General features: G+C 45.4%; 3 protein-coding genes and 1 pseudogene. All 4 read right to left on the bottom strand.

All coding sequences use genetic code 11. The features are described from left to right. Positions 1–814, bottom strand: a pseudogene (locus tag PSI15_RS17595) (ParA family protein); the annotation flags it as partial. Positions 815–878: 64 nt separating this feature from the next. Beyond that, complete coding sequence (locus PSI15_RS17590; protein WP_273584644.1) at positions 879–1,007, bottom strand: hypothetical protein; 129 nt, start codon at positions 1,005–1,007, stop codon at positions 879–881. A 92-nt stretch (positions 1,008–1,099) separates the two neighbouring features. Next, positions 1,100–1,711 carry a hypothetical protein gene (locus PSI15_RS17585; RefSeq protein ID WP_273584643.1) on the bottom strand — a complete coding sequence of 204 codons (612 nt, stop codon included), beginning with the start codon at positions 1,709–1,711 and terminating at the stop codon, positions 1,100–1,102. Continuing rightward, positions 1,708–2,474, bottom strand: a 767-nt coding sequence (locus tag PSI15_RS17580) for a DUF2515 family protein (protein WP_443256113.1), incomplete at its 5' end; no start/stop codon positions are given. The genes PSI15_RS17580 and PSI15_RS17585, both read right to left, overlap by 4 nt.

The raw sequence follows: 2,474 nt of genomic DNA, 5'->3' as shown, positions 1-2,474 counted from the left end.
CAGGCCAGACTGTGCATAGTCGGGCGGCGGCAGGACTTTTTCGGCTGGTTTTATATTCAAGGCGATGCACGGGCTGGGCACGAACGTGTCCCAGTTTGTAGATATCCAGCAGGTCAATGCGGGTTTGCAGCAACTGATAAACGCGTCTGCCGCCTAACGCTGACGTATCGTAACGTTGCTGTTCAATAATATCGGCCAATTCATTGAGCGTATCTCGATCCAGATTGGTGCCTTCAATGCCGTTTGCCAGTATCTGAATAGAGGGCAACCGAATGCCATAATTTTCAAATGACCGAAGGCGGGTCAACATCCGCAGCGTGCCGCGCAGGAATTCACGCACATCAGGCAGGATCGGTTTGATTATCCCCAACACACTGTGCGTGGCACTCAGCACAACCAGCTCGGTCATTATCCCGGTTGCCCCCTTGGAGTTGATAATAATGATGTCGTACTGGCTAAAGAGAGGGTGCTGCAAGATATTTTTTAGGCGTAAACGACCGTCGGGCGCGTGCAGCATCGCTGTCGGCAGGAGTTCATCCGGATCATTGGAAATAATAATATCGAGGTTTTTGATCGTTGAGCGGGAGATGATCTGATCGGGTTGGTTCAAATCCACGGTCTGCATCAGCAATTCATACAGACCCGCGGGTGCTTCATAGCTCAGGGTAAAAATACTGCTGGACGTGGGTTGGGAATAATCCGCATCAATCAAGAGCACACGTAAACCGGCATCAGCAAGAAATCCACTTAAATTGGCTGAATGGGTCGATTTGCCCTCGCCCCCTTTGGGGGAAATAATAGGAAGAATTATCATTTTGCATACTCAGTTAATTAAGTACACAAAACAGGAAAACTTAATTTATTAACATTATTTCAACTTACGAGGGGATCTCTAGTTCACGGGAATAAAAGGAATGGTAAAGATAGGCGACAGCCAAACCCAGAATGATGGATAACGCTAAGATTAAGCCACCGCGCCGCCGACCTATTTGTTGTAACAGGCTCATTCTACACCTCGTCCTGTTGCAATATCTTGAATAGCGGGTGTGGGAAGATAACATTCTCACACCCATCTTGGTTTATGCTATTTCCTGCTTACTTACCACGGCTTAGAAATCACCAATGTGATCAAATAGCGTTCTTCATCGGGATGCCTGTCATCTTTAAAACGTCCTATGTCTAGCATGGCTTGATACTGCTCATTGGCTTTCCAATAGGTTGTTCCAGGATTTTTCATCTTACGAAGACTGTCATGTAATTCTGGCGTATTTACTAAGGGTTTATACCCTTTAGTAGGCACCCAACCCGCTTTATACCATTGATCTTGTAAATCCAATATAATCTTGATCGCATCGTCATAGAGTAACGGCTCGATTTGCGGAGACATCCGCACACTAGTGATGACATCATTAGCATAAAGAACAGCAAAGAATCGGGCTGGAGGGGTCACAAATCCATATCTTGGGTCAGTAAAGCGTAAACGTGCATCCGTCTTGGGAATATTATGCCAAATTTTCCCCGGAAGGTGCGGAGCAATACTGGCAGTGGAACGCTGTCGCATATCCTCGTAAGGTTCACCGATCACCAGCGCTATCTCTGGCTTATCGGAATAAAGAGAATGGTAAAGATAGGTGGTAGTCAGACCAAGAACGATTAATAATGCCAATATTAAGCCACCACGCCGCCGACCTATGCATTGTAGCAGATTCATTCTACACCTCGTCCTGCCGCAATATTTTGTAGAGATTCTTCGAGCAAACTTCGGTTGCTGTCATGTAGCATCTCATCAAAACGGGTTGCTGTCTTATACACGAAAGGCATACGTTGTTCTATATCAGAGAGATCAGCCAGCAGCTTATCGCTAAATTCAATAGTGCGGCCATCATCAATACGTCGGCACTGACTCGCCAGAGTTAATTCAACAGATTCCGCGACGCCAGAGGGGAAACCGGTGACAAAAGAAATCTGGTTGCCAAACAATAACCCTACCAAATATGTATCACTATACATGGTGGGCTGTAATATATTGATTTGCTCGTGGTTGGCGAGATGTACAACACTCTGAGCTATATTTCCTGCTTCTATTTCTTCAAAAGCTAGCAGAATATCTGGGTAGGAACGACCGAAACGCAATTTTTCCTGACCTATCGGCCACAATATTGGGAATTGCCTATTATAGTAGATATTTTGGCGTGAACTCAGGCAAGTTTTAAGTTCTTCCAATCCACGTTGCTTGTAAAAAGCATGTAATGGATACACATCCAGAAATAACGTTGTGTTTCCCAATGCCATCATTTCATACACATGATTAAATGATGCCTGTGTTAAACCTGCATCAGGGATCGCCATTGTCGCTGACAAGGGATTGTTGTCGCTGGTTTGCTGACGCTTTTTCATCGCTTCAGCAATATTTGCACTTTCACGTTCGCTCATCGGTTGTGGGTGAATTGGCCAATCCGATTGCCATGATGTAT

Origin of the sequence: Xenorhabdus sp. PR6a (assembly GCF_028599065.1) — a bacterium.
GTDB classification, from domain to species: domain Bacteria; phylum Pseudomonadota; class Gammaproteobacteria; order Enterobacterales; family Enterobacteriaceae; genus Xenorhabdus; species Xenorhabdus doucetiae.
Note: the sequence above shows the minus strand (reverse complement) of the source record. Positions and strands in the feature narration are given on the sequence as shown.